The sequence below is a fragment of the Actinobacillus porcitonsillarum genome (genome assembly GCF_003101015.1).
GTDB classification, from domain to species: Bacteria; Pseudomonadota; Gammaproteobacteria; order Enterobacterales; family Pasteurellaceae; genus Haemophilus_A; species Haemophilus_A porcitonsillarum.
The window spans coordinates 1656596-1677621 of sequence record NZ_CP029206.1 but is presented as its reverse complement, the minus strand read 5'-3'; the positions used below and the strand labels follow the sequence as shown (position 1 = coordinate 1677621).

Annotated in this window: 22 protein-coding genes; 8 read left to right on the top strand and 14 right to left on the bottom strand. The window is 36.4% G+C overall.

Going from position 1 to position 21026, the window contains the following annotated elements:
* Positions 1 to 8 precede the first annotated feature (8 nt).
* Positions 9 to 2027: an excinuclease ABC subunit UvrB gene (uvrB, locus tag DDU33_RS08150; protein ID WP_108924621.1), complete on the bottom strand. Its 2019-nt coding sequence runs from the start codon at positions 2025 to 2027 to the stop codon at positions 9 to 11.
* A gap of 125 nt (positions 2028 to 2152) precedes the next feature.
* Between uvrB and DDU33_RS10930 the strand changes: the two genes are divergently transcribed.
* Complete coding sequence (locus DDU33_RS10930; protein WP_005819320.1) at positions 2153 to 2299, top strand: hypothetical protein; 147 nt, start codon at positions 2153 to 2155, stop codon at positions 2297 to 2299.
* A 26-nt stretch (positions 2300 to 2325) separates the two neighbouring features.
* Here DDU33_RS10930 and rlmM read toward each other — a convergent pair whose 3' ends face one another.
* The 5 genes from rlmM to DDU33_RS11005 all read right to left on the bottom strand — a co-directional run bounded on the left by rlmM (position 2326) and on the right by DDU33_RS11005 (position 6593).
* On the bottom strand, positions 2326 to 3411 hold the full coding sequence (gene rlmM / locus DDU33_RS08145) for a 23S rRNA (cytidine(2498)-2'-O)-methyltransferase RlmM (protein WP_108924619.1): 1086 nt from the start codon (positions 3409 to 3411) through the stop codon (positions 2326 to 2328).
* A 104-nt stretch (positions 3412 to 3515) separates the two neighbouring features.
* Positions 3516 to 3698: a type 2 periplasmic-binding domain-containing protein gene (locus tag DDU33_RS08140; protein ID WP_244175314.1), complete on the bottom strand. Its 183-nt coding sequence runs from the start codon at positions 3696 to 3698 to the stop codon at positions 3516 to 3518.
* A gap of 80 nt (positions 3699 to 3778) precedes the next feature.
* Positions 3779 to 5326, bottom strand: coding sequence for a multicopper oxidase family protein (locus DDU33_RS08135; RefSeq protein ID WP_108924617.1), 1548 nt, complete (start codon positions 5324 to 5326; stop codon positions 3779 to 3781).
* Positions 5327 to 5337: 11 nt separating this feature from the next.
* Positions 5338 to 5793: a DUF411 domain-containing protein gene (locus tag DDU33_RS08130; protein WP_108924614.1), complete on the bottom strand. Its 456-nt coding sequence runs from the start codon at positions 5791 to 5793 to the stop codon at positions 5338 to 5340.
* A 161-nt stretch (positions 5794 to 5954) separates the two neighbouring features.
* Positions 5955 to 6593, bottom strand: coding sequence for a DUF6803 family protein (locus DDU33_RS11005; RefSeq protein ID WP_244175313.1), 639 nt, complete (start codon positions 6591 to 6593; stop codon positions 5955 to 5957).
* Between the two features lie 190 nt (positions 6594 to 6783).
* Between DDU33_RS11005 and DDU33_RS08115 the strand changes: the two genes are divergently transcribed.
* Together DDU33_RS08115 and DDU33_RS08110 are read left to right on the top strand one after the other, a co-directional pair.
* Entirely contained in the window at positions 6784 to 7482 is a 699-nt protein-coding gene (locus DDU33_RS08115; protein WP_108924609.1) for a heavy metal response regulator transcription factor, read from the top strand.
* A complete protein-coding gene (locus tag DDU33_RS08110; RefSeq protein WP_108924606.1) occupies positions 7472 to 8854 on the top strand; it encodes a heavy metal sensor histidine kinase in 1383 nt (460 codons plus the stop codon). The genes DDU33_RS08115 and DDU33_RS08110 overlap by 11 nt, the downstream gene beginning before the upstream one ends.
* Positions 8855 to 9275: 421 nt before the next feature.
* On the opposite strand, the gene DDU33_RS08105 is transcribed toward DDU33_RS08110, so the two are convergent.
* Positions 9276 to 10412, bottom strand: a complete 1137-nt coding sequence (locus tag DDU33_RS08105) for an IS1595 family transposase (protein ID WP_108924604.1) — start codon at positions 10410 to 10412, stop codon at positions 9276 to 9278.
* Positions 10413 to 10690: 278 nt separating this feature from the next.
* Complete coding sequence (locus DDU33_RS08100) at positions 10691 to 11110, bottom strand: hypothetical protein (RefSeq protein WP_108924602.1); 420 nt, start codon at positions 11108 to 11110, stop codon at positions 10691 to 10693.
* Positions 11111 to 11641: 531 nt separating this feature from the next.
* On the opposite strand from DDU33_RS08100, the gene DDU33_RS08095 reads away from it, so the two are divergent.
* Both DDU33_RS08095 and DDU33_RS08090 read left to right on the top strand, forming a co-directional pair.
* Positions 11642 to 11851 (top strand): helix-turn-helix domain-containing protein, encoded by a 210-nt coding sequence (locus DDU33_RS08095; protein ID WP_108924600.1) that lies wholly within the window; start codon positions 11642 to 11644, stop codon positions 11849 to 11851.
* A 10-nt stretch (positions 11852 to 11861) separates the two neighbouring features.
* Positions 11862 to 12458, top strand: coding sequence for a hypothetical protein (locus tag DDU33_RS08090; RefSeq protein ID WP_108924337.1), 597 nt, complete (start codon positions 11862 to 11864; stop codon positions 12456 to 12458).
* 57 nt (positions 12459 to 12515) lie between these two features.
* Here DDU33_RS08090 and DDU33_RS08085 read toward each other — a convergent pair whose 3' ends face one another.
* The 5 genes from DDU33_RS08085 to DDU33_RS08065 form a co-directional block, all read right to left on the bottom strand.
* A complete protein-coding gene (locus DDU33_RS08085; RefSeq protein WP_108924335.1) occupies positions 12516 to 13475 on the bottom strand; it encodes an Eco57I restriction-modification methylase domain-containing protein in 960 nt (319 codons plus the stop codon).
* Positions 13476 to 13477: 2 nt separating this feature from the next.
* Positions 13478 to 16726 (bottom strand): DEAD/DEAH box helicase family protein, encoded by a 3249-nt coding sequence (locus DDU33_RS08080; protein WP_108924333.1) that lies wholly within the window; start codon positions 16724 to 16726, stop codon positions 13478 to 13480.
* Positions 16726 to 17640 (bottom strand): restriction endonuclease, encoded by a 915-nt coding sequence (locus DDU33_RS08075; protein WP_108924330.1) that lies wholly within the window; start codon positions 17638 to 17640, stop codon positions 16726 to 16728. The genes DDU33_RS08080 and DDU33_RS08075 overlap by 1 nt, the downstream gene beginning before the upstream one ends.
* A gap of 15 nt (positions 17641 to 17655) precedes the next feature.
* Entirely contained in the window at positions 17656 to 17868 is a 213-nt protein-coding gene (locus DDU33_RS08070) for a tRNA delta(2)-isopentenylpyrophosphate transferase (protein ID WP_108924328.1), read from the bottom strand.
* Between the two features lie 281 nt (positions 17869 to 18149).
* Positions 18150 to 18491 (bottom strand): helix-turn-helix domain-containing protein, encoded by a 342-nt coding sequence (locus DDU33_RS08065; RefSeq protein ID WP_108925289.1) that lies wholly within the window; start codon positions 18489 to 18491, stop codon positions 18150 to 18152.
* An 84-nt stretch (positions 18492 to 18575) separates the two neighbouring features.
* Here DDU33_RS08065 and DDU33_RS08060 point away from each other — a divergent pair, with 84 nt between their 5' ends.
* Both DDU33_RS08060 and DDU33_RS08055 read left to right on the top strand, forming a co-directional pair.
* Positions 18576 to 19616 carry an IS1595 family transposase gene (locus tag DDU33_RS08060; RefSeq protein ID WP_108924326.1) on the top strand — a complete coding sequence of 347 codons (1041 nt, stop codon included), beginning with the start codon at positions 18576 to 18578 and terminating at the stop codon, positions 19614 to 19616.
* A complete protein-coding gene (locus tag DDU33_RS08055) occupies positions 19616 to 20059 on the top strand; it encodes a DNA repair protein (RefSeq protein WP_108924324.1) in 444 nt (147 codons plus the stop codon). Before DDU33_RS08060 ends, DDU33_RS08055 begins: the two co-directional genes overlap by 1 nt.
* Here DDU33_RS08055 and DDU33_RS08050 read toward each other — a convergent pair.
* Entirely contained in the window at positions 20043 to 20588 is a 546-nt protein-coding gene (locus DDU33_RS08050) for a hypothetical protein (protein ID WP_108924323.1), read from the bottom strand. The two genes, DDU33_RS08055 and DDU33_RS08050, sit on opposite strands and share 17 nt — an antisense overlap.
* 65 nt (positions 20589 to 20653) lie before the next feature.
* On the opposite strand from DDU33_RS08050, the gene DDU33_RS10905 reads away from it, so the two are divergent.
* On the top strand, positions 20654 to 20818 hold the full coding sequence (locus DDU33_RS10905) for a hypothetical protein (RefSeq protein WP_157951837.1): 165 nt from the start codon (positions 20654 to 20656) through the stop codon (positions 20816 to 20818).
* Positions 20819 to 21026 lie beyond the last annotated feature (208 nt).

The window sequence follows — 21026 nt, the reverse complement described above, 5'->3', positions numbered from 1 at the left end:
TCCTTATTTTACTCGCTTAATAATAAATACGCCTTCAACTGATGAATCTTATCCCTCACCGCAGCCGCTTTTTCAAACTCAAGATCTTTAGCAAAATCTCGCATCTGTTGTTCAAGCACTTTCAGTTCTTTTTCTAACTCTTTACGAGATTTTGGAATGTAAGCGGTCTGATCATCGCTAGATTTTGCAGATTTTTTACTGCGTTTCGGTTTATCCGTCTGCCCAATATCCAACAATTCGCCGACTTTTTTGTTCAACGCTTGTGGCACAATGCCGTGTTCTTCGTTGTATTTTTGCTGCTTCTCTCTGCGGCGTTCGGTTTCGGTAATCGCTTTTTGCATTGAGTTGGTAATGCGGTCGCCGTATAAAATTGCTTTGCCGTTGAGATTTCGGGCGGCACGTCCGATGGTTTGAATCAAAGAACGTTCGGAACGTAAAAAGCCTTCTTTGTCGGCATCTAAAATCGCCACCAGCGACACTTCGGGCATATCCAAACCTTCTCGCAACAAGTTGATCCCGACTAACACATCAAACATTCCCATTCGTAAATCGTGGATAATTTCGACCCGCTCGACTGTGTCAATGTCGCTGTGTAGATAACGCACTCGCACGCCGTGTTCATCGAGGTAGTCGGTTAAATCTTCCGCCATTTTTTTGGTTAGCGTTGTGACTAGCACTCGTTCGTCCACTGCTACACGCTTATGAATTTCCGATAATAAATCGTCCACTTGCGTTGCCACAGGGCGAACTTCGATAATCGGATCGAGTAAACCCGTCGGACGAACCACTTGGTCAATCACATCAGGATTTTTCTCTAATTCGTAAGGTCCGGGGGTTGCCGAGACATAAATCGTTTGTGGCGATAAACGTTCAAACTCTTCAAAACGTAATGGGCGGTTATCCAAAGCGGACGGCAAACGGAAACCGTATTGCACCAAAGTTTCTTTTCTTGCTCGGTCGCCTCTAAACATACCGCCGATTTGTGGCACGGTAACGTGGGACTCATCAATAATCAGCAAACCGTCTGACGGCATATAGTCAAACAAGGTCGGAGGCGGTTCGCCCTCTTTTCTGCCTGATAAATAACGTGAGTAGTTTTCAATGCCAGAGCAGTAGCCCAACTCGTTCATCATTTCAATGTCAAACTGGGTACGCTGGGCGATCCGCTGTTCTTCGAGTAATTTATTCTCTTTGATAAAGTAGGTTCGACGCTCGGCAAGCTCTTTTTTGATCTGTTCAATCGCTTCTAAAATCCGCTCTCTCGGCGTAACGTAGTGGGTTTTCGGGTAGATTGTATAACGGGGAACACGCCCTAAACTATGTCCTGTAAGCGGATCGAATAAGGAGAGATTTTCGATTTCATCATCAAACAACTCCACACGCAAAGCAACATCGTCCGATTCGGCAGGGAAAATATCAATCACTTCGCCACGCACACGGAAAGTCGCACGCTGAAAGGCTTGATCGTTGCGGGTATATTGCAATTCAGCAAGGCGAGAGAGAATTTTGCGTTGGTCGATCATCTCGCCTACTTGCAAATGCAACATCATCTGCATATAGGCATCGACATCCCCTAAGCCGTAAATTGCCGACACCGACGCCACAACAATAGTGTCCCGTCTTTCTAAAAAAGATTTGGTAGCGGACAGTCGCATCTGTTCGATCTGCTCATTAATAGATGCATCTTTTTCAATAAAAGTGTCGCTGGCTGGCACATAGGCTTCGGGCTGATAGTAGTCGTAGTAGGATACGAAATACTCTACCGCATTTTCAGGGAAAAAGGCTTTCATCTCGGCATAAAGCTGTGCTGCAAGGGTTTTATTCGGGGCAAGTACCATTGCCGGACGGTTTAAAGTTGCAATCACATTGGCAATGGTAAAGGTTTTGCCCGATCCTGTTACACCTAGCAAGGTTTGATGTGCCAAGCCATCATTCAACCCCTCAACTAATTTGGCAATCGCAGTCGGCTGATCGCCCGAAGGTTTGAAAGGAGAATGGAGAATAAAAGGTTTGCCTTGCTTGTTCATTGAAAAATCCTAGTCTGAAAATTTGCTAGGATTTTAGCATAAGCAAGCGGTCAATTTCGGGGAAAATTTTGCAAATAGAGAAGAAATCTCTATAATGAGGCTCTTTTTATCTTATAGGTGTCAATATGAAAAAAATCGCTTTATTGCTTCTTGGTGTATTAACCATTACCGCTTGCTCTCAATCTAAAAATATCTATTTTAACGGTGCTGAGGGTTCACATTCAGGTATTCGTTATAGCTCTACAGATAAAGAATTTTCTTTAAACCCATAAAAAATCCCCTTCGAGGGGATTTTATTTTACTTCTTACCCATTACCGCAATATGAACGGTAATTTCTTCACGGTCGTGGTAAAGATGTTTTGCTTGAATTTTAAACCAGAAACCATTTTTCGCCAGCTCTTCTTCAAGATAATTTAAGCAAAGCTGAACTTCTTGATAACGCTTTTTCATCGGCAGTTTCAAGTTAAAAATCATTTCTCGACACCAGCCATTTAACAACCATTTCGCCATCAGTTTGCTAATTCGCATAGGCTGCTCCACCATATCACACACAAGCCAATCAATTTGCTTACGCTTAGGCGGTTGGAATTTAAAACCATCTTCAGGGCAATGCTCAATTCTACCCGTATCGTGTAAACTGGCTGCCATTTTCCCGTGATCGACCGCATACACAAATAAACCACGTTTAACTAACTGATAAGTCCAGCCACCCGGGCAAGCACCAAGATCTACCCCAGTCATATTTTCCGTAAAACGTTTTTTCTCTTCTGCCGGTGGGATAAAGGTTAAAATTGCCTCTTCTAGTTTCAATGTTGAACGGCTAGGCGCATCAGCAGGGAATTTTAGGCGAGGTATGCCCATAAAAAATGGTGAACGGTTATGATTATAGGCATAACCCACATAACATTTACCCGATCCCACAAACAAAATATGCAAACTCACACTATTTTTTGCGGTTTCTTTTGCACCTAACCAGCCTTGTTTCTTTAAGGCATTACGAAGTGGCACGGTAAATTTACGGCAAAATGTTAAAAGCTCTTTCGCTTCATTTGTGTCAGGCGTTTCAACAAAAATCTCACTACTGTTTTTCGGATTTAACGTTTGATATTGCGCTAAAATCGGCGAAATGCGGTCGCCTTCCGGCAGGTCTTGTAATAAATCCCCAACAACAATCATTTGACGGACAAAAATAAGCTGATTAAACGCCAATTCTTTGGCTAATCGGTCTGCTTCTCCGGCTTGATAACATTCAAAAATAACATAGCCGCTATTTTCTTTAACATTGGCAAAGCCAAAAATACCGAGTTGTGCCGCCTTATCGTTAATTTCTCCGGCAACTTCTTTCTCAAATCCGGCTCGACAATATAATGCTAACTTATTCATTTTTCCCACAGTTTTAATCTCAAAATAATACGGAATAATAGCATTATTCCATCAATTTCTCTCATAAAAGTTCGACTAACAAACGGATTTCTCCATTTATTGTTTCAGTACATCCACCAACGCTTTAAACAATGGCGAGTTACCACGTCAAATCGCCCAACAATAATATTGGTAAATTTCATATCGCTCGTTAGTTCTAATTTAACTTCAGGGTATTTTTCCATAAAAACCAATAATTTATCCCCAACCCCATACATGAATACGTGGTCTGCGCCGTTAATACGCAATGTTCCGTTTTTAAAGTATCTCGAAAGGTATTTAATGCATTCACTTTATCTAACCCCTCTGTTTTTATAGTTAGATACTACTATTCCACTTTAAACATTCCCATCATGCCGAGATTTTCATGTTCTAAAATATGGCAATGGTACATTTTCAACCCCGTGTGTCCTTGCTTAAAGCGAATAATCACTTTTTCATAAGGGCGTAAATTGACCACATCTTTTAACGCTCTGCCTTCTGGTTTAAAGGTTTTGCCGTTTAAGGTATATTGAATCACTTCAAATTGAGTACCGTGTAAATGGAATGGATGATCCATATGGCTTTCATTGAAAATTTCCCATTGTTCTACGTCATTGACTTTCGTAACAAAATCAATGCGGTTCATATCAAAGGTTTGTCCATTGATTAGGAACATACCGTCCATCATGGGCGGAAGAGGAGTGTCTGTCGCAATCATAGCGGTGCTATGTTTGGTATGATCCATCATTGGCATATTGGTGTGGTTCATCATTTTTTCACTAAAGCGAATTTGGCGAATCTGTTTTGGTTCGTCCCAATTAGGCAAACTTCTTAAGCTTTCAGGTAACTGAATAGATTCTGATTTCACCTGAATTGTCGCTAAAGTGAGATCTTTAGGCTGTTCCTGCACCATCATTTTACGGCGATCATAATAGCCACTTTGCAAATTGACCTTGCCTTGCGTTTCACCCACCATAATCACTTCAACGCGTTCTGCAGGTGTGAGTAGCAGTTCATCAACAGGCGTGCGTGGTTTTTCAAGTAAACCACCTTCTGTCCCCACCACAATCCATTTCACCCCTGGAATGTTTAAACGAAAATAACGGGCGCTGGTAGCATTCCAAATACGGAGGCGTTCATTCGTTTTCATTTGAATTTGAGGCTGATATTGGCCGTTGATTAACACAAATTCCCCTTCACGTCCGTTCATCCAATCTAACATCGTGTTTGGTGGAATGGTACCATCGGCATTTAAACGCAGATCAGAAATAACCCAATGTTGTTCAGGAAGGTGTGCAAGCAGATCATTTTTCGCTTTCACAACGAAAGTACCTGCTAAGCCTTTATAGACTTGCTCGGAAACATAATTGTGTGGATGAGGGTGGTACCAATATGTACCTGCACTGCCTTCGGGTAGCGTAAAGCGATAGATTTTTTTCCCTTGTGGTTCAATCATATCCATAGGGTTACCATCCGCCTCATTCGGCACATCTAAACCGTGCCAATGTACCGTTGTGGGCTGTGGTAGGTGATTGATAACTTCAATTTCTACGGTATCGCCTTCAAATACTTCAATTTGTGGCCCAGGTAGTTGTCCGTTATAAGCCCAAAATTCCGTTTCTTTATTGTCTGCGAGGCGAATTTTAATGGACTCTGCTTTTAAAGTGGCTTTGAATACTCCAGCTTGAGTGGATTGGTTAACAAGCTTTGGTAATATACCATTGAGTGATAAGCCTGAGGGCATCGCCTCGAGAGGCATTAAGCCTGTAGGTGCAGAATGCATCATCGCCATATTGCCATGTTGTGCGTGGTTCATCATATTCGCAAGGCTATAAAGTGAGCTACTGGCTAAGCTAAGCCCAATGCCATAACGTAAAAAATCTCGACGTTTCATTTTTTTTCCTCTTATTGGTTATAGGATTTGAACAATTCACTTTCACCGTTTTTCTTAATCAAAATAACATCATAGGGATCTTTATGTCCGCCGTAGGCTTCGCCGTCCATGCCGGGTGAGCCAATCGGCATCCCAGGGGCGGACAAACCAACGGCATCGGTTTTTTCTGCAAGTAAACGTTTGATATCCTCTACAGGCACGTGTCCTTCAATCACATAACCATCAACCACAGCAGTATGGCAAGAAGTATGCTCGTCTTTGATGTTGAAGCGTTTATGTGCATCATAGTTGCCTGTTTCGTTGACTTTAACCTCAAAACCGTTTTTCTGCATATAGCTGATCCATTCATTACAACAGCCACAGGTTGGACTTTTCCACACTTCCATAGAAAGTGTTTGTGCTTGAGCAAATGCGGTTATGCCTAAACTTAAAAGCATCAATGAGCGGGTGAGTTTGCGTAGTTTCATAAGATATCCTTATTTTTATTGAGATTGAATTGGCGTAATGTTAAAGCTTAACCTAGGGTTAAGGTCAAATGATTTGAAAATTTCTCTCAAAACCCTACCGTTTGTAGTAGAAATATGCCAACGTACCATTCACTATTATTTTTTAAATGTGATCAGAATAATTATTTATGATGTTCTAAATGACCACCTTGAGTATTCGGCATATTCATATTAGGGGTCATTTCTTGATGCATCTTCATCATTTCTTCAGGCGTTATTTCGCCCCTCATCATTTGGTTGTGCATTTCCGTCATTTGTTTAGCATCCATTTGCATTGAATGAGTCATTGCTGGTGTAGTGGGTTGATAGCCTGCTGAAATAGGATCTGCCATGCCAAAGATCATAGCAAAGTGGCTCACAAATAAGAAAATCACAAGATAAACTGCATGTAATTTAATTTTTGCACTCTCAGCGAGATTTTTATGAATGACATTTAACTCCATGAGTAAAATAATAAAAATGGGAAAGGTCGCTAATAATAGTGATGCAATTGATGCACTATCTACCCAACCACGCCATTCAGTAATAGTCGGTACAATAATAAAACCAACATAAGCAGCCACAATCGTGTAATAAATACCGAGCATAACACTTAAAATTTTATTCCAATGTTTCCAATGATTACTGGTGTTGTCTTTATAAAATAAGGCAAAAAATTCTGTTGCAACAAGCAATTCTCCAATAATCATTGGAATGACCATAAATAAAATGAGATTCCAAGGCGAGGCAGCTAATAGCTCCATATAATGTGTCATAATCATTTTTTTACTCCTAAGTTTGATTAATTGTCTAACATAAAAAATGAATTTGTGATGAAATACATATTCATTTTTATAAGTACACTATATCGTTTCTTTCTCAACATAAAGATGACGGCAACATTACAATTTTGTCATCTTCGCTTTTTGATTTAATAACTTGTTATAATTCTGAACCACATAAGGAGACATTGTGAAAATTTTAGTTGTAGAAGATGAAATCAAAGCCGGAGATTACTTAAAACAAGGTTTAAGCGAAGCCGGTTTTATGGTTGATATCGCACGCAATGGCGTAGATGGTTTGCATTTTGCTTTAACTGAAGATTATCAATTAATCATTTTAGATGTAATGTTGCCGAAATTAGATGGCTGGCAAGTGTTACAAATGTTACGTCAAGCTGAGAAAAAATTCCCTATTCTGTTACTGACTGCAAAAGATCAAGTAGAAGATAAAGTGAAAGGATTCGAGTTAGGTGCAGATGATTATTTAGTAAAACCTTTTGCGTTTGCGGAACTGTTAGCGCGTGTTCGTACATTGCTACGCCGTATTCCAAATGAAGAAAAAAAAATTCAGACAACATCATTAAGAATAGCAGACTTAGAATTAGATTTACTGAAACGAAAAGTCAGTCGTGCAGGTCATCGCATTGATTTAACTACCAAAGAATTTGCTTTACTGGAGCTACTCATTCAACGGCAGGGAGAAGTCTTACCTCGTATGCTCATTGCCTCTCATGTTTGGGATATGAATTTTGATAGCGATACTAACGTTATTGATGTCGCGATTCGTCGTTTACGCAATAAAATTGATGACAGTTATACTCCCAAGCTTATTCACACAGTACGTGGCGTAGGATATGTTTTAGATCTGAGGGAAGAAGATGATATATAAACGTTCTCTCACTTTTCGCCTTTCAGCCTTATTTGCTATCGTGATGGTAAGCCTATTGAGCCTACTCGGTTTTTTCGGTTTCTCTGCACTTGAACAACATTTTCAACAACTCGATCAAAACGAGTTAAATAATAAAGTGCGGTTAATTCAACAAGAAATTCGTCATACAACCGTTAATGAACTAATGACCGTTTTAAATAAACAGATCGCTCGCTATACTTCAACATCAGATTTAGTCATTTACTATAATCAAGCGGAATTTGCTCACTCAAAAAATGCATCATCAATTCCTGCCAATATTCAAAAAGATATTCAGCAAACTCAAGATATTTCAATGCTATTAGAATGGAAAAATGGCGCACATACTCTGCGTGGTGTCGCGTTTTCAGTCACTACATTGGATAAAATTGTCTTACAGGGCATTTTATTTTCATCCACAGGACATCATCTTCTTTTTATGCAAAATATCAAAATCAGTTTTGTTATTTTTGTACTCATTTTAAGTGGAATAGGCTCAATTTTAGGATATTTAAGCGTCAGGAGTACACTTAAACCACTCCAAAAAGTACAAGCATTAGCCAATAAAATCACGGGCAAAAAATTAAATCTTCGATTAGAACTCACAGATATTCCCATAGAATTACAATCCGTTGTAGAAGGTATTAATCAAATGTTGGCAAAGTTAAATGATGAATTTCAACGTTTATCCGCATTTTCATCTGATTTAGCCCACGAATTCCGTACACCCATTAATAATATGTTGACCCAAACGCAAGTTACGTTAAGTCAAAAACGAGAAAACAAACAATATATTGATATTCTTTCTTCTAATGCCGAAGAACTAGAACGACTTGCTCGTACTATTTCCGATATGCTATTTCTCGCAAAAAATGAAAATGGACAATATATTAAAGAAAAACAATTAGTTAATCTTTCTCAAGAAATTACCGCTCTTTTTGCTTTTTTTGAATTTGTTGCAGAAGAAAAACAGGTTAAATTGCTTTTAAAAGGTTCAGGCGAATTATACGGTAATGCCTTAATGCTACGCCGTGCAATCAGTAATCTACTCTCAAATGCATTACAATATGCCAATCGCCAAAGTGAAATTGTGGTAGAAATTCAAGAGCAAAAACAACAACTCATTCTATCTGTTTACAATCAAGGCGAGTCCATTCCAGCTGAAGATTTACCTCATTTATTTAATCGTTTTTATCGTGTTGAAAAGTCCCGAACCCGACAATCCGCCAAAGACAATGGCACAGGTTTAGGACTTGCGATTACCAAGTCTATTGTTAATGCGCACAATGGCGAAGTCAGAATTATGTCAGATCAAACAGGGACAAAAATAACAATGTCTTTCTGTAAGGCGTAAGCAGTAATATTTGGGCAAATTCTTGCACAGACTAAAACTCTCGTTTTGCCCAAATATAGCATGTCATATCACGCTTATTATTGAAAATGACTCAACACCCTATTCAATATTTCCTACCTAATCAGAAAAATTTTCTGCTCTATAATAGAGAAAATCACAAGCGGTTAGTTTCTTAAAAAACGTTCGGTATTATGTAGCAGTTGCACAAAACCCAAAACGCAATCTTAACCGCAATAAAATTTACGATGCTCTTAACGCCAAAAACAGGGTTAAGAGCATTTCTTTTACCTAATTCTAGCCGATTTTCTCACTGATTACACAACATTTCCTTATTACAAGCGTAGCCAACCCGCTCAACCTTGTTTCAGGTAAGCTTTTCAAATGCATTTTGTTCTATTTAATGAAAAATGCCCGTGATGAACTACGCAGCAAGTAAACGTTCTTCGTAAGCCATACGTTCGTTTAATGCTTTAAAATAGCTTTGAGAAATTTCTTCAGGGCTAAATGCGGTCATGCCAATAAGCTCTTGCGTGCGATGATTTCCTTGCCAATAACCCACCCATTCTCTTAATGGTAATACCCATAAGCAACGTTTGAGAATATCACTAAACAGTTCGCCATTAGACTTTTGACGGTTATCTGACATAAACGCTGCTTGGTTAGCATAATGTAGGGCGTATTTGTTATCACACTTATGATGTACACCACGATGTAAATCTCGAAAGCGGGCATTAAAGGATTCAGCGAGATTGTTGTTGATACCTTTTGCACTGTAACATTCTTTATGATTAACACTCCAACGTGAGTAATGAAAATCTAAGTCATAATACGCCCCATTTTCATCACACATAATATCGCTACCTTGTTTCACGAATTGGTGATTTAATGCCAGAATTGTTTTGGCATTTTCAGTATAGTCCATAGCGACAATCGTTCTATTTGAACCCCATAATGTTTCATCATTAGATGCTCGTTGATTGAGACTGATGATACAACGCTTAGTCGGTCTGAATTTTGGAAATTTTCGTCCTTGTTTGTCGGCTTTTTGTCGCTGTTTATAGCGATTTTTAGCGAAGTTAGTTTTGCGTAATGTAAAATTAACCCAAGCCCCATCTTCGTGGATTTCACCTTGCAAGGGGCTTAAATCACGGGTTTTGAATAGCACTTCACGCAATTTATGACAAAGGACAAAAGCGGTCTTATAGTTCACATTCAAATGACGACTCATTGTTATTGCCGAAATCCCTTTGACTTCATTCACAAAGAGCGAAATAGCTAACAAAATATCGACTAAGGGCAATTTATGAAAAGCAAATGCCGTGTTCGTCGTAATATAGAAATTCCGTTTGCAATGTTTACATGTCCAACGTTTGCGAGATTGAAGAAAATAAGCCTGATGGCGTATGCCACAAAACGGGCAACAAACATCATTGATATCATTAGGATTGCCCCAACGATGGGCTTTTAACATCTGAAAGGCTTGTTCGTCGGTTAAACGACAAATTTGTTTAATTGAAAGCTGTTTGGATTGGGATGAAAGTAAGTAATGTTGAGCCATAAAGTATTCCTTGTTATCACAAGGGTTTCAAAGCAAATAACCGTATCGCAGACACTCAGAACTTCCCATTTAGATAACCTAAATTGGCTTAAACGTGTCGCATAATGCTTTGAATACCCAAGTAATATTGGCTCTTTAAAGTAACTTGCCATCAGTGGATAAAGTATTGGATAAGCTATTTTTAGCTTATATAAAATTTAAAGTGGTATTCATCTATGTCATGACAAAATATATTATTAGCTTTATCCATCCTAAATTATATTTTGTCTTAGATTACGCTAGTGTTGCGTATCTTCTTTCATACATTCTATTTGAAAACGAGTTATAAGTGCGCTCTCTGGTGCTCCACAAAAAAATTTGCAATATTCGTTCGTGCTCTCAATCAAACTTTGGGCTTGATAAAGGGCGTATTCTTGAGAATAGGTGGGAATCTCTTTTACATCACAATGAAAAGGATTGTTCTCATGATAGCTCATCCATCTATCATATTCATCTTGTTTCCTTTGCGCTTCTTTCTTTATACCTTCATTCCAGTCAAGTTCATCATCCTCAAATAAACTTAGATCAATAGCACCATTTAACGGTGCTTTACCATGAAGGATTCTTATTCCATCATTACTATACTCATCATATTCATCATTCAAAAAGTAATAGATAGGATAGCGTCTATTTCTAAGAGAAGTTAGTCTGTCTTTCATTGTTATTTCCTTAGCATGATTATTTAGTTAAAAATAAAAATTAATTCAGAGTTATAGTGCTATACGAAAGAAACAAGAAAGATAAAAAAAAGTCCCTTCATTAGCACTCTTGATTTAAAAACCTTTTTAGGCTTAAAACAAAAGTCATAATGAAGGGACTATTCTCTGTGGCAAAAATGGTATTAATTATTAGGGGCTTTGTCAAGTAAAATCTTTTGAGCTAAATTCAGAATCACTGTCAAGTGATTTATAATAAAATACCAAAAATATTTTTAACTCATTGATAAAACTACGCTATTTTAAATGAAAATCGTAATATCCTAAAAGAAGTTATTAGTTTGATTGCTTATTATTAAAGCATCCCTACTTAATGACGAATTACAAAATATTCCCACTTACCAATAAACAAGATACTTAAACTGGGTCTAGATAAGACTACTCCTACTTCTAATCCAATGATTTTATATTTCAATAAATAAATGGTACTTAAAGTCCGTAGAAGATAACTATGTTTACTGATGTAATTAAAAAATGAACAAAAATGCATATTTAGTTTGCTTTGGCAAAAAAGTAAGGGAATTAAGAAAGCAAAGAGGGTTAAGCCAAGAAGCATTAGCTCTACTTTGTGATCTTGATAGATCTTATATTGGTGGGGTAGAACGTGGCGAAAGAAATCTAAGTTTACTCAATGTTCATAGAATTGCAACAGCACTTAATATTAACGTTAAGGAACTTTTTTAGAGGTTAAATTATGTCTAAATATCAAAGTGATAGAATTTTTACTGATTACATTTTCAAAAATCTAGCTAAACAAATAATCTATCCTCAGCTAAACTGGGAAGAAGTAAATATAGATGAAGAAAAACTGGAAGAACTAGATATTCATAATGGAATTGACACAATAGCAAAAAATAAAAATAACCAAATTTTTGGCGTACAGTATAGATTTAGAGATGCATTTTATGCTTCATATAACGATTTTACCTTTAGATATAAAAGAGAATACAACCAAAACGAAGAAAGAGTTATGTCTGAATTCTTTAAGATTGAAGCAAAATATTTCTTATACGGAATATCAAATGGTAAGAAATTTGAAGATGCATTAAAAACAAATACAACGTTTTTAAAGTGGGCTGTAATAGATGTTGAAAACCTATTGAATGCTATTGATAGTGGTCTTATTGTTATAGATGAAACTTTACGGAATATAACTTGTCAATTAAGAAACGGAAAAATGTTTTGCCCAATAAATAACAATAAAGATAACTCTTCATCTTTCGTTCCCTTTGATATTCATATCCTGAATCAAATTAGCAATAATATAATTATTGCATCATCAGGATTCTAATAAGATTGAAACAATATTTATATAAAAAGAGCTTAATTAAATTAAGCTCTTTTTTGTTTAATCATCTGGGTGTATCATTTCTTTTATATATCTAATTTCTTCCTCATTAAGATTATATTTAACAAATAGTTCATCATCTGTCCAAGATTTTGAAAAATCCTGTAATGGTACATATAAATATGTTCCTTTTGTTGCATGCTGTGTATTTTTTCTAAGTGTAAGCATAAAATGAAAAAAACGAGTATTAATATAACTTATAACATTATTACATATTTTTTCACTTTCAAATGGACCTATAACAATATATGTTTCTGTGCAAGCGGAGTTTGGCTCAGAGTAAATAGGATTAACTTTATCAGTTTTACCATCACCACTTCCTATTGCATATGGAATAATCACTTTATGTTTACCAATCCAATCTTTATTGATAGATATCTCATCTTCTGAAATATATTCTACCCCTCTATTCTTGTATAGTTTAATTAAGTTTGTATCTTTAGTTCCATTAAACTTGTAATTGGTAGCTAAACCAAATGGTTTTCTAGAACTAATAAGTTCTGAAAAAGTTTCTTCACTTATTTCTCTTACTTTCCTAAATATTGATATTGCCTCATTATAACGAATGAATATATCTATATTATCTTCTTTGAGTGGTCTTTCCATTTTCGAAATTAACTTGTTTTTTTTATAGGTGCATATTAAACAATTACCTTGTTTATCTCTATTCCACACAAAGTAATTAACTCCACCTTTAATTTCTACGTTCGGGAAACATTCTGATGCATCTGGATAGTCATGTATTTGTCTAATAGATAAATCTTTAAGCATGCTATCCCTAAATTCATCTAACCCCTTTCCACCAGAAAACCAACGGCTAGGTGTAATCATACATATATAATTTGGCTTTAGTTTTTTAGCTTGCTCTACGAAATATTGATACACTGGCTTTGCGCTGGATTGTGCACCACCATCTTTTAGTTGATAAGGGGGGTTTCCTATTATGACATCAAATTTCATTATTATTTACCTCTAAATAATTCATCACATTTTTTCTCAAACTCATCACTTAACTCCTCTTTTGCGTAAGGCGTAGTATCTAAGTAAACGACATGAGACTGGTTAATATTTTTTGCTTTCTCATCAAAACCGAAAATAAAGTTTCTAGCAATGTTATAAATGATCTCACTAGGTGCGAAACCATATATTTGATTTTCAAGAATATGTTTTAATCGCTCATCTGAATCAGGTATTTTTTTCTCAAGACCAACATATAAACGTTTCACAATTTCAGTTAAATATAAGCCTGATTTCACATATAGATCTGCAAAAGTCTTATCAGGATCACTAAAAATATCAGGATTTTCCTCTTCCAGTTTATCAAGCATTAGCTTAACTACTTTTTTTGGTGTGAAGATCTGATTTGTTTTTTGAGCAGGAATATAGTCAAAAATATCTTCTTTTTGGCTTTCATCAAAATAGTTTGCTAATTCGCTACGCTTTCTTAAAAACTCTTGGACCGACTCATTAAATACGGTTTCATCGAAGAAGTTATAGGTATCTCTAAGCACTCTAAATTGTTCAAGAGTAATCCCCGTTACTTCTTTGAATACTTCATTGTTAAGTGTTTGATCGAATGTAGCTAGTGTTGTATCAGCCTCGCCATACGCCATTAAAAACGAGGGGATTGTTCGGGAGAAACCACGCAATCTTGCGCGCACATCATCTTCTACTTGATTTTTCTTGTTATCTTCAGCTTTTTCTAAAATTGTTTTCGTGGATTGTTTCGCTATCTCTTTTGCTTCAGATTCAACTGTTGAGAGTAATTTCTCTTTAAAATCATTTTCAATTTGCTGATATCTTTCTTCAAAAGTAGCTTTGGCTTCCTCAATTTCATCTTGATTTTGAGTTGTTGCAATGACTTTTTCCAACTCTACTTTAGCTTCTGCTTTTTTGATTTCAGTTTGTTTCTGAATATACTCCACTTTTTTGGCAATAGTTTCCGCTGATTTCTGAACAACACGCTCAGCAAATTTAGCTGATACATCGTTGTCTTTTGCCAACTCTTTCATACCTTGAGTCGCTTCTTGTTTGAATCTTTCTGCAATAAGAGTAGATATATCACTTTCAGACGATTTAATAGCTTCTTCTGTTGCTGCTGTAAGAGTTTGGTAAACCTTTTCTCCAAAACGAGCATCGGTTTGAGCGATTACAATGTCGCTATCAATAACAACTTCGCCATTACCATCTACCTCAATACCCTGCGTTTCAATTTCTTCATCAGTTTCTCGCGGCATTACTTTTCCTATATCAACAGGGTTAAGCTGTTCTAAAATTTCACGCACTTCTGATGATGCAAAAATACCTGAGATATTTTGGAAGAGTAAATTCGACATAAATCCGCGACGAACAACCTCTTGAGCCTTAATTGCTTTAGGGATAGTTAGTACCTGATTTACATCAAGCTCGATCATTTTTCCTTCGTTATCTTCAGCGATAACAGGGAAGAAGTTGAGTAATAATTTGATGTTATCTTTGCGTGTTTCAGATGTGCCACCACCATTTGCTGTATGGCTAAATAAATTATTGGCAAATTCATCATAAATAATAAGAGTTCGCTCAGGAGCAAAATCAAAAACATACGCATTTTGTTTTTGATAAACCTTACCGTTATGCTCGTAACTCCAAGCATTTTGCGCTCGGAATGCAGCTTGCATATATAAGCTCGGGGAACGACAATTAGTAAGCATTAAAACAGCTGTCCATTCAGGAATGGTAATGCCCGTAGTTAATTGTCCTACTGATAGAGTAATCGTCTTGTCATTCTCTTTGATAGCTTGTTTAACTCGCTCAAATGATTTTTGATTAACAATTTGATCGTCAATTTGTCCATCACCAGCGGCTAAAATAATCTTGTAATTTTCAAAAACAGGATGATCTTCAAGTAATTTTTGCAAGGCTTTTGCACTTGCTACACGATTAAGTAGCCAAAATGTATGCTTTAATTCTTCACGTAGTTCCTTAGTTGAGAATGGATATTTTTCATTTCGAGTTAAAGAATCTAGCCATTTTTTAACGTCGTTTTCATGGAGGAATTTACCACTTTCATTCGTTTCAAAAAACTCATTCAAATCAAAAGCATAATCTATATTTTGACCGTCGATTTTAGCACCTTTATTTACTTCATCAGTAATCATTTGGCTAATTTGATAAGAGAATAAATTTAGGCGAGGTAGATTTTCATAAGGATTATTTTGTTCAACATCACTCCAATTTTCTTTTGCTGCTTGCTCATCAGCATAACTCCAGTTAAAAATCTCATCTTCGTTGAATTTACCTGAAGCCACTGCTTTAAATGGCGTTCCAGAAAGATGTAATGTGAAGTTGCGATTGATATTATCAAAGGCAATATCAGTCTTAATTGTATCAACACCTTCATGAGCTTCATCAATAACCAATAAATCCCAATTAAGCTCTTTTACCCATGATAATTTGTTGTAGCTACCACCAAAAGAAATTCCGCCTTTTAAATCTTGTAATGAAATAAAAGCGATCATTCTTCGTTTACCAGTAGTATGTTGTTGCTCTAAAAACTCTTCTCGTGTAAAAACAGGACGATTTTTAAGGGAATCACTGGTTGAAACAAAAGCAAAATCCGTTTGCCATGCAATGAATTTAGCAAAATCATCAAACCATGAGTTCGCAATAGCAGGGCGATTTGTAACAATGAGAACCTTTGATACATCCAACTTTCGCACTAAGTCGTAAGTAGTTAGCGTTTTACCAAAGCGAGGTTTTGCATTCCATAAGAATTCACTGTTAGGATTATTCTGTATATATTCTAAAGTCTTATTGACAGCATTCTGCTGTTCTTCTCTTAATTGATAGTCAAGCTTTTCCTGACTCTGAACGAGCTGCTTACTAATAAAGTCATCAAAGTGCTGAAGAGAAAGGTTAGGTGTTCCGTTGTAGTAAAACCATTCTGTATTTGGACGCTGGGTAACTTTTTTAAAGTTTCGGAGATAGGCATGGAACTGTTTATCCTTAAACCACTCGTCTGAGTCTTTAAATTTTGCTGGGGCAGACCATAACTTATTATATTTAAGGTTAATGGCTGCTGTTTTGGTTTGCTCAAGAATACGCTCATCCACATTTTGTCGTTCGGTATAACCAATTTTTAGCCATCCGTCATTATCAGAAATATCAGGGAGTGAATAAGCGTAGATTTGAGGATAGATGAATTTTGTAGTTTTGATTTCAGTGTTATTCATTATGTACTTATCTCTTTATCAAAAAACTCCATCTTTTTGGTGTGCCAATTCATTATTTTCACACGTTTTCCATTTGTGCGAGCTATAGCTTGTGATGGAGTTTTATCACCAAAAAGATCTGGTTGCAATTCTGATGCAACCGTTTCCGTATCAGATAAAGGAATAATATACTTAATGCCATCCATTTGAAATATATTGTAGCTTATAATTTCAGCAATATATTTAAAATTGTCAAAAGATGGTTCTTCTTGCCATTTTTCAAGATAATAATCACGGTAAGTGTAGAGTAAATTTTCGCGAGCTAAGAGAAGAGAATCACCGTTCCACTCAAAACCATAAGATGCTTGATAAGCAAGCACAGCAAGAGAGTGCCATTTAGATTTATCATTTACTTCAGATGAAATTCGCTTTAATTTTCGATCTACAAAACCTTCTCGCTCACTAATAGGTAAAATTTTCCCCGTTCCCATATCATAACGAGTAGCCATATAAGGAGCTTCACCACAAGTGAGTTCTAACCATATTCGTGATACATACGTTTTTAAATCATCATTTAAATAATCTTGCTCTGCTACATCATTTTGCTTTTTGACTATCCATGTCGGAGTAAATACTTCGGCTTTAGATCTTGTTCTCTCTTTTTGAATATCTTGTGATTTTAATGCTCTAGGCATAATAAGACGCCCCATCTTTCCTGTAATAAGAGCTGGCTTGATTTGAGCTGTTGGAGCGTAATATTTAGCACTATGTTCAATATAGTTATTATTAGCCCAAATAATGTTTTTAATGTTTTTTTTAGTTGATCTTGTTCTGTCAATTAACAATAAATCAAGAATTTCAGGCAGCTGTTCACGAATAAAATTTTCTGAAATATCTGCAGAGATATTATTTAGGCTAATAATTTGATTTAACATATTTATTCTTAAAGTTTAAAAAATTTCTCTATCTATCCGAAATAACTTTCGCCATTCACGAAGATAACGTTTCTCAAGCTGATTTCCTTTAATAATCGCTAATCGCTTATCAAACCGTCTTAAAATGTGCGGTATAGTAGCGAATGCGATCATCTCATCGGTTTTCTGTTCTTCCTCAAGCCATTTTTTAAATTGAGCTTTCAAGGTTAAGTTTGTTGTACTGTTCATAACTGCCCTCCAATTAGTATTGATGGTTAATAACTGGATGTAACTTTAACAGTTGGGCGATTCCTGTCGAGAAATACGTTTAAATTTTTCGAGCAAGATCGCAAAAATAATACTATTTCCTACAAAATAGATGTCTTATGTATATTTTTGTGCTTCAGATAAAATTTTAAATGACACATCAAATACTAATAACTGCGTATCATGAGACATTCTACAGTAATGATTGATAAGGGATTGTTCTTTTGATTCTAATTCATTATTTGATAAACGGTTTTTCATAATTATGGTTGGAGTTCTTCTAAAATAACATTGCAAGTTGATTGAATAATTCTCTTACCTGATTGAGTTGTTGCTCGATATTTCTCTAATAAGCTTGATTCATCTGCATTGATAGTTGATTCCCCCGCAAGATTGATAAACATCTCGCCTTGACCTAGTATGAGCCAATTTAAACTAACTCCCAATGTATTAGCTATTTTTATAGCTGCATCAATACTTAATTCTCTTTCTGCTCTTAAATAACTTTGTACAGAGCGGTAAGGGATTTCTGTTTGGTCTGAGAAGGCTTTAATTGTCATATTTGACACTTCGAGCAGATGATTTAAACGTTTTATTATGCACATTATAACATACTCTATTGACTTTTGTTGCACTTTATGACATAATTCAAATGTAATATATGCACAGTATAACATAAGAGTAAATAAATGGCATCTCACTTCCTATTAACCAACAAAGCCCGCACGCTTTCGCCCATCAAGATAGCTACGCTATCTGATGATAAGGCGTTTTCGTTGCTCTGCGAATTAAGGTGGGGAAGTGAAACTATTGTTACCTGTCCAAAATGTGGTTGCCGTCATCAAGCTTATTTTATTGCCTCTCGCAAACAATGGCGTTGCAAAGTGAATAGCTGTCGGCACACCTTTTCGGTAACATCTGGCACAATCTTTGCAAATCACAAGTTGCCTATCCAAACCTACTTATATGCCATCGCTTTATTTGTAAATGCAGTTAAAGGGATTTCTGCGTTACAAATGGCACGGGATTTAAACATTGAGTATAAAAGTGCTTATGTATTGTTGCATAAAATTCGTAAAGCTTTACTTGAACAACGAGAATTTGCCACCTTTTCAGGCGAAGTCGATATAGATGGCACATATATTCACCCTGCACCTCGTAAAGCGAATAAGAAGATTGACCGTATAGATTACCGTTTAAAGGAAAATCAAAATCCCGAAAAACGTTGTATTTTAGTTGCTCGTGAGCATTATACCGCAGAAGAAAAAGCGAAAAACCCATTATATCGTGGGGCAAAAAGCACGCAGGTTGCCGTTACGTTCGGGGAAACACAATCGACAGTCAAACGCTTTGCGGACAAATTTGTTGAGCGAGGCACACGTATCAATACCGATGAAAGTCATGCGTATGATGTACTTATGCCATTTTACGATTTATGCACGGTAAATCACAAGGAAGAATACCGTAGTGATTTAGGGGTAACAAACAATCAGGCGGAAAGTTATTTTGCCCGATTCAAACGGATGTACTACGGACAAATGCATAAAATGAGCAACGCTTATTTACTCAACTATGCAAATGAAGTGGCTTACCGTGAAGATAATCGTCGGGTATCAAATGGTTCACAGTTCCGTGATATTTTAGAGAAGTGTCTTACCACACACAATGAAACCGAATGGAATCATTATTGGCAACGTGAAACTGCATATCAAGAGGTGATTTTTCACTGATGGCAAAACAAGTGTATTTAAACCAAATTGAGAAAAAATTGACCGAGTTACAACGAGAACGAAAACAAGTGTTACAACATTTAGTCTTGGTGGATGAAAAGATTGCAACACTTCATCAAGCTATTGACATTATGCAAGCCAAATCCCGTTTAGAGGAACATAATACAACATTATACTCTTATCGCACGCATAAACCTCGTTTTAAGCTCAAACTGCGGACAACCTTGCTCAGCATACTAAAAGCCGAGCCGAATCGTTATTTTGGTGTGACTGAACTTACCTTTCTGCTATTAAAAGCCGATAACCAACCTGAATCAGCTTTCACGGAAGGGCATACTGTATCGGTACGAGGTGCATTAAAGCATTGGTTAGAAAAAGGTATGGTAGAGCGAGAGCAACGCACGACAATTCATGTCCGTTGGAAGTTTAAACGTCCATCGTAACTTTATATGCCCCCATATTGATTAACCAACGAGACTCGTTTGTTTTCTTCCAATCATCTTCTATAAGTTGATTTAATACCGATTCGGGCACATCGTTATCCCCTTCACGAAAAACTAATCCCCGTTGATGTAATTTGCGTAAAGCATAGTATAAACTGGTGTGAAAGCTATGATGTGGAAAATCAAGCCTTACTTTTACCCCATCCTTTTCTAACATCTTATCTAAAATGAAATCTATCGTCAGCCACCGTGTTTGATTTTCCCTTAACACTTCCCCTAATAACTGCATATAATTACGTTTGAAAGGGTACATAATGTTTTCATACAAAATATCAACCGTAGGACTTTCTGAGCCAAACCAGTTTTGTTTTGATTCTAGGTAAACAATGGTCTGTTTTAGGGCGTAGATTATCTTCTTGTTTTCAGATAATTGGGCTTTAAGTTCTACATTTTGACGATTAAGCGTTTCTATCTCATCGCTGAGATAGTCATAACACATGGCTCTGCGTTTCTCTTTTGCTTTACTCATAAAAAAATCCTGATAAAGTAGAATGATTTATCAGGATTTTAATTTATCAAGCGGACGAAATCTTTGTGCAACTGCTACATAATACCGAAAACGTTGCAAAAATCGACCGCACTTTTACTCCAGAGAAGCAAATTATGAAACCAACAAAATCTAAATTTTTTCCACTTTTACTGCTTTCTACCGCAATTTACATGGCAACCATGTCTTACGTAGCAGAAACTGACATTTAGACTATTTTACCGCAATGGGACGCTTACCTTAGTAATTTTATTACTAGTAATAGTTAGTGTGCTTACATCGCCAAAATCCCAGAAGCCTTGTAAATTTGGATGAGCCAAAATAGCTGATTCGAGTGCTGTTACGTCTCTATCGACAATAGCAGGTAAATGTTTATTAGAGAAAACTGTATTTAATCGAATAATATGTCCCATTTTAAAA